The following is a 6,879-nucleotide window of genomic DNA, read 5'->3' as shown; positions in this document are numbered from 1 at the left end:
GTTTTATTTTGCCTAACATATTGCCACTTTTTTATACCGAAATATACACTTTTTGGCGATTTAAAAGTACTGTTTTCAACTGAATTTAATCACAAGTTATTAACAATCAAATTGTTAATTCATTTTTAAGGAATGACTATTTATTTGTATTTTCATTTGCAAATTTTCAGTCTCTTCTACGCCTGTGCTAGGTTAATATTCCGCTAGATGTTTCTTACAATGACATTCTTCCGTTTCCGTTTAAACTAAAAACGAAATGTCAGGCGAACTTTTCGACATAATTGATCATAAATTTTGCTGATATTAATAGATTTTAAAATATTTATTAAAATATATCCAAAGGATTAACTATTTAAATTTTCAAATCACCCTTTTTAATGTACAGAAAAATAAGGTTCAAATCCTTGAAAAACTCAAAAAGAGAAATATTTTAAACAAAAAAACGAAATCAACTTTTCTAGGTTCGAACTTAAGGAGTCTTAATTTTTTGACTAACCTTAAATCTATAAGCTTAATATGCTACAATTAACTGATTGAACCCAACAATATTGCGACTTTATAATCTTACATCTCTTCTATCAAACACTTTGTTTCTTGAATGTGCCCTTTAGAAGAAGCACCAAACAGAACAGATTCAATTTTTGGAAATTTTCCTAAATAATCAATAGCCTCTTTTGGTCGCAATGCTCCAGCAGCTAAAACCTGCATAGCTATAGGACGAAATTGTTTTTCATTTAAATATTTTTCATACAATTCGACTCCACCACTCATTCGAAAACCAATTTTATTTATGGAACTGCAAATTATTGGATTCTCAATACCCAACGAGTTTAACGTGTCTAATAGCAAAGGCATGTTCATCGTAATATAACCTGGTTCTGCATTGTATTTTTTTCTAACGTAAGCATCGTAAGCCTTAAAAAATTCATACATTTTCAATCCCAAAATCATGTCTACAATAACGTTTTGAAGGAAAATGACAGGAGTATTAATACCCTTAAACATTTTCATTTCAGCATCTACCAATAACTCCAACAATTTGACAAAATCTTTATTTACGATGGCCAAGCCTCCTTTAGCCATAGTTCCGAATATATTTCCTGGTATGTGTTGCTTTATGGTTCCCAGAATACCCAACTCTGTTACAGCGTTGGCATATTTATGAGCATATGGCATACAAGGATAGATATTGAAATTTTTGTATTTAGCAGGATTAGCCCGCATATGATCGCAAATGTTCGCAATTCTATCGTGCGTAGTACACATAAATGTGTTAATTCCTAAATCTATTGCCTGATCGAGAACGTTAATAATAGCTGCATCTTCCTTAAAACGAATTGATTGTGCTCGTGCTTTTTCATCTGAAGCATGGTTTACAGCAAAAAACTGATTATCACCAAATATTACTTTATCCATTATATACTTTTTTTAGAATCATCAATAATCATTTCAATCACTTTATCAGTGTAGAGACCTTCTTCAAAACTATTGCAAGTAGTTTGTTTTTTATGAATTACGCAATCCACAAAATGCTCTATCTGTGCGCTATACTCTTCACCGCGAAGATAAAAATCTACGGGAATAGCAAAATCGGTGATGTATTTCATCGTCCATCCTTTATCTAAACCTTCTTTTTTGAATGGTTTCCTAAGGAAGATTTTCATTTCCGTGGCATCACAAATAATTTTACCATTTTTTCCGATAACAGTCAGTGAGGTTGACATTTTTCGATACGTCTCATCACTCCAATTCACAGACAACAAACCGCTTAACCCATTATCCAAAGTTAAAGAACTATAAACGGCATCTTCAACTCCTTTTGAATAAATACTTTTAAGTTGTGAACCACTAGCTTTTACAGGACGACCAATAATTTCCTGTATCAAATTTAAAACATGTGAGGCATAGTCATACAGACATCCTCCTCCCTCTTCAGGTTTAGAGCGCCAAGTGCCTCCCTTTTCTTTGGTAACTACAGGTCCGTAAGCTTCTCCTGTAAAATGTACCAATTCACCTAGTACATTGGCTTTCAATAATCTTTTCAATTCTCTAAAGGTTCCTATGAAATGATTGTGATACCCTAATTGATTAACCAATCCTTTTCTTGAGGCAATTCCAACTAATTCTTCACCCTCAGCAGCATTAAGACTAAAAGGTTTCTCACAAAATATGTGCAATCCTTTTTCTAAAGCATATTTAACCATAGGGTAGTGAAAACGGGTTGGAGTTGCTATTAAAACGAAATCTAAGGTTTCATTATCAAGCATCTCCTTGTAATCGCTATATGTTTTTATAGCTGTGAACTTTTTAAATGCGTCCAACACTAAAGTGGACGTGTCGCAAACTGCAACAAAATCTAAATCTTGGTTCCCCCCAAGTATGGCGGCATGAGAAAGCCCCATTTTACCAAGACCAATTATAGCTCCTTTTATCATATTAATTTTTATTTAAATAATCCTTTTTCTTTCAATTCTTGTAAAGATTTCTCATAGGTACTTTCTTCTTTAGGCTGAGTCTGAACCCATTTAGTAAAATGCTTAATACCCTCTTCAAATGAAACTTTTGGAGTAATTTGAAGTTTATCCTTTAATTTACTTATATCTGCATAATTATGACGAATATCACCAATTCTAAAATTTCCACTGATTTTAATTTCTACTTCCTTACCATAATTTTGTTGTAGTTGCTTTACCACTTCAATTACAGTTGTTGGGGCACCTGTCCCCACATTAAATGATTCATATAGTGGCTCATTATATTCCAGCCCTGCTACTGTTGCATCAACCACATCATCGATATAAACAAAATCTCTACTTTCCAAACCATCTTCGAAGATATTTATAGATTGACCATTTAATATTCTATTGGAAAATATAGATAATATACCTGTATATGGATTCTTTAAAGACTGACCTGGACCATAAACATTTTGATATCTAAAAGCGCAACAATTTATCCCAATGCTTTTACAGGCAGTAAGAACTAATTGCTCCTGAACCTGTTTTGTTATACCATAAATAGAAGATGGGTCTATACGAGATGTTTCATCTGTTGCACAAAGGGTTAAATCTAAATCATCTTTGTAGGTTGGTTCAAATAATCCAGAACTCATTCTTTGTTCGTTTCTAGCATCAGGGTAAACATAGCCATATTGCTTTGAATAATACTTTCCTTCACCATAAATTGCTCTACTTGAAGCAATAACTATTTTTTTAATCTCGTGATTTTTATTGTTCGCTAAGTGATCTAGAAGCAATGCAGTTCCTGATATATTGACATCGATGTACCGATTGATTTCATACATAGATTGTCCAGTTCCAGTTTCTGCCGCTAAATGTACTATAGCATCCATCCCCTTGATGCTCTTTTCCCAATCGGATATTGAAGTTACCGTACCTTCAATAAAATCCACTTTCCCATCTATCAATTGAAATAGAGGTGAATTTTTTTTGGGATCAGCCCCGTGAATCTGTAAAGATAAATTATCTAGCACCCTTACATAATGACCTCGTTCAATCAACTTTAATGCTAAGCTGGAACCTATAAAACCAGCTCCTCCTGTTATCAATACTTTCATGTGTTTAAATTTAAGCCAAACAATACAAGATATATTCCTTCTTTGAATAGTGATTGTAAAAGTCCAACATTATTGTTACTATAAATTCAAATGATTTCAATTACTACTTTTACCTCGCTATTTTCTAATTTTTTGCTGGAATTATTAAAAATAAAAATTCCATATTTAAAAATTTTATGATAACAATTCGTCAAAAAAATCTGAAATCGTCCTTTTTTTTGTTGTGCCCAATGCCAAACTAAAATTTACGCTCCCGCTTTTAGTATCAGTTGCTATATTGTAAACTATAGGAAAAGTATTCTTAAAGGTCGGACTTGACTGTATGTACAAATTATTTGTGATGATTTTGGTTTGCATGTTTAACGCGTCAAAACACCTCATCGTAAGTCCAGTCTGTTTAGGATGAGCATAATCTAATGTATATATGGATGTGCTAATAGCCTCGATGTAAGCGTCATATTTTAAAGCACTTCCATAAATATACTTTCTATACTTCATATATAAAATAGGTGAATTAATGAAGTTTATTATTTTAAAAAATATGTTTTGCTCAAAAATGTATATGTAAATATCATTTTTATTTATTTCGAAATTCTTAATAACCCTATCCAAATATTTTAATCTATTTGAATGATTTCTAAATACTGCAGAAAACTTAAAACTGATTTTTTTTTCAATAGGTGTACTGCTGTCCTCCATTACAGTAAACAACTCCACTAATGGTATATTGTATTTAATGGAATCTTGAATATCGAAAGTACAGTATTTATCTATTTCATTCATCCAGCTTAATGGATTACTATTAAATTTAAATGAATCCCAATTGTAGGCTACTATCCGTTTTGAAATTTTTTTTAAATGCTCTATTAATGGGAGGCTGATACCTCTACCTTTAAAAATGATAGTTAAATCATAATTTGCATCAGATAAAAAATCTTTTTCATACTTTTTTAAAGTAAAATCTTTCATCATTGGAAATTTAAGTTTTCCCAATAATAAACCTAACCTGCCTTCAGGGTATTCATCGTTTGCAATAGTAACTGAATATCCTCTTTTTTGCAGTTGTTGTGTAAATTGATCTTTAAAAGAATAAAAATGCTTTGGTATGATGAGTAAACAAGTTTGTTTCATTAATTGCCGTTAAGGTGATGTATTATGTAGCTACTATATATTTTATTTACAATGGAGACAATATAATTTCAAATCCTTTAAGCCTATATTTTCCTTAAATATTTATTATTGCTTTAGTTAAACCAAAGTAATTCAATATTGAATTTAATTAATAAAGTCAGCTATGTCGCCTTTTTCAAAAACTTGACATTTTCCATTTATGGTGCAATCTATAATTCTACGTCCTTCATTTTCAAAATGATTTCTTGCAATTTTATAAAAATATTCAGAAGAAACTAAATCTGGCGTTCCCCATTTGGACCCTTTGGGAAAATAATTGGGATGGAAATGATTAGTATCCACTTCTTCCTCTCTTATTTCTGTCTCATTAGGCCTATTTTTTTTCTTAGTTTCAAAGTTATGATCCATTCCTATAATTATAACTTCTGAAAAACCCATATAATAAATAATTTGCAAAGCCGCATAGGTTACAGTTGCAGCAGGATTAATGCTTTTACTCAAATCTTGACCAAAGTTGTTTCCCAAAAAACTTTTGTATATATAATGTATGGATGGGTCCGGTTTAAATGAGTCTCTATTTTCCCAATTCAGAAATTTAGGCATTGTCAGTGCTTGAATTTCATCATTAAACTGAGAAAGCACTAAGCCGTTGATACCGACAAAATAATCATTCTGAAAATTCATCGTATCATAGGCGAGATAAATTCTATTTAAGCCAAATGAAATAGCGTTTTTAAGAAAACCTAAATCCATGTTTTTTAGACTAGGTCCATTTGCCACTAAATAACATCTTTCTCCCTTGTGCTTGTTTTTGAACAATCTTAATTGTTCTCTATTTTGGATGCCTTCTTTAGAAAAATTCCAATTATACTTTTGGGGTAACGCCGTAATCCTTCTAATTATAGCATTGTAAACTCTTTTAAAGTTTATTTCTTGTATTTTTATTCTCATTTTGAATAACTAAATTATTATATTTTGCATTTATGTACATATGTAACATTAATATAGTAAAAATAATCGTAAAATAATAGCTCCCAATAATAACTTCAGTAGTTCCTGAAATTAAAAAAACAATTATTGTAACAGTATAAATCTGAATATTAACATCATCTTTATTCTTTATAAGTGTATTCGCCAAAGACAAAAGTAAAGCATAAAAAAGAATTAAAAACACATAACCCTTATCTAAAATCATTTGTAAATAAGTATTATGAACCGATTTAACAGCATTAGCATAATTATCAAATAAATATAAATAATCAGCTGAACTACTATACGTTAAATTACCATATTCACCTGCCCCAAAAATAGTGTTAAAATTCAATGTTGCAATATTATCAATAACTGATGTCCAAATTAATGTCCGTGAATTAGCCGTAGTAATATCTTCTGAATCTCTAGAAATAAGGTCAAAAGAAGTCATTGATTGAATTAATGGCAAAACACCTAGTAAAATAGCAACAAATAATGGAGTTAAAACAATAACTACTTTAGTAACAAAATTTAATTTTAACTTTTTAAAAGGGAAATATAATAAAATTGAAAAAAACAATGCCACGATTGACATTCTACTATCTATTAATAAAAGAGATAGTAGAATCCCAATTAAAACAAAATATCTAAGACTTTTATTCTTTAATACAAAAACAAGGGGTGAATACATTGCTATAAATATAGCCATATGATTTGGCGATTCTGGACCGAAAAAAAATGATACCCTGTTAATAGAAATAGCGAAGATGTTTTTTAACAGAATTGCATCTCCTAAAACAAGAGACAACTCACTCCTAGAGACATTGAGAGAGAAGAGAATCAAATTTAAAAACAAAATAAAAACAAAACTATATACAAGAAATTCTATGGGGTTTTTGTTGTTTTTAATACAATAAAATATGAATGATGTGAAAAACAAGAAACTTACTATCCAATTAATACTATTCAGAATTTTTGTTTCTGGTGAAAGATTTACATTATTGGAGATAAAATATGAAAAAATAATATAAAAAAAGAATATGTAAACTAATTTATTTTTTAAAATAATTTTCTTCAATTTATGTTCATTAATTAAAAAAATGATACACGATAAAGAAAAAACAGATACTAGTAACAAATTAAGGAAACGAGGAATTTGTATATAGCTAGTATTAACCATTATGAGACACATAAATGCA

Annotated in this window: 6 protein-coding genes; all 6 read right to left on the bottom strand. The window is 30.2% G+C overall.

The features are described 5' to 3' along the window. Positions 1-564 precede the first annotated feature (564 nt). Positions 565-1,416 (bottom strand): hypothetical protein, encoded by an 852-nt coding sequence (locus RMO83_RS00965; RefSeq protein WP_310557802.1) that lies wholly within the window; start codon positions 1,414-1,416, stop codon positions 565-567. Continuing rightward, on the bottom strand, positions 1,416-2,435 hold the full coding sequence (locus tag RMO83_RS00960; RefSeq protein ID WP_310557801.1) for a Gfo/Idh/MocA family oxidoreductase: 1,020 nt from the start codon (positions 2,433-2,435) through the stop codon (positions 1,416-1,418). The genes RMO83_RS00965 and RMO83_RS00960 overlap by 1 nt, the downstream gene beginning before the upstream one ends. Before the next feature lie 8 nt (positions 2,436-2,443). Beyond that, on the bottom strand, positions 2,444-3,577 hold the full coding sequence (locus RMO83_RS00955) for an NAD-dependent epimerase/dehydratase family protein (protein ID WP_310557800.1): 1,134 nt from the start codon (positions 3,575-3,577) through the stop codon (positions 2,444-2,446). 174 nt (positions 3,578-3,751) lie between these two features. Continuing rightward, positions 3,752-4,708 carry a hypothetical protein gene (locus RMO83_RS00950; RefSeq protein ID WP_310557799.1) on the bottom strand — a complete coding sequence of 319 codons (957 nt, stop codon included), beginning with the start codon at positions 4,706-4,708 and terminating at the stop codon, positions 3,752-3,754. A gap of 144 nt (positions 4,709-4,852) precedes the next feature. Beyond that, on the bottom strand, positions 4,853-5,659 hold the full coding sequence (locus RMO83_RS00945) for a 6-hydroxymethylpterin diphosphokinase MptE-like protein (protein ID WP_310557798.1): 807 nt from the start codon (positions 5,657-5,659) through the stop codon (positions 4,853-4,855). Continuing rightward, entirely contained in the window at positions 5,628-6,758 is a 1,131-nt protein-coding gene (locus RMO83_RS00940; RefSeq protein ID WP_310557797.1) for an O-antigen ligase family protein, read from the bottom strand. Before RMO83_RS00940 ends, RMO83_RS00945 begins: the two co-directional genes overlap by 32 nt. Positions 6,759-6,879: the final 121 nt, after the last annotated feature.

The organism is Flavobacterium sp. (assembly GCF_031423415.1).
Lineage (GTDB): Bacteria > Bacteroidota > Bacteroidia > Flavobacteriales > Flavobacteriaceae > Flavobacterium.
This window is presented reverse-complemented; position numbering and strand designations above follow the sequence as displayed.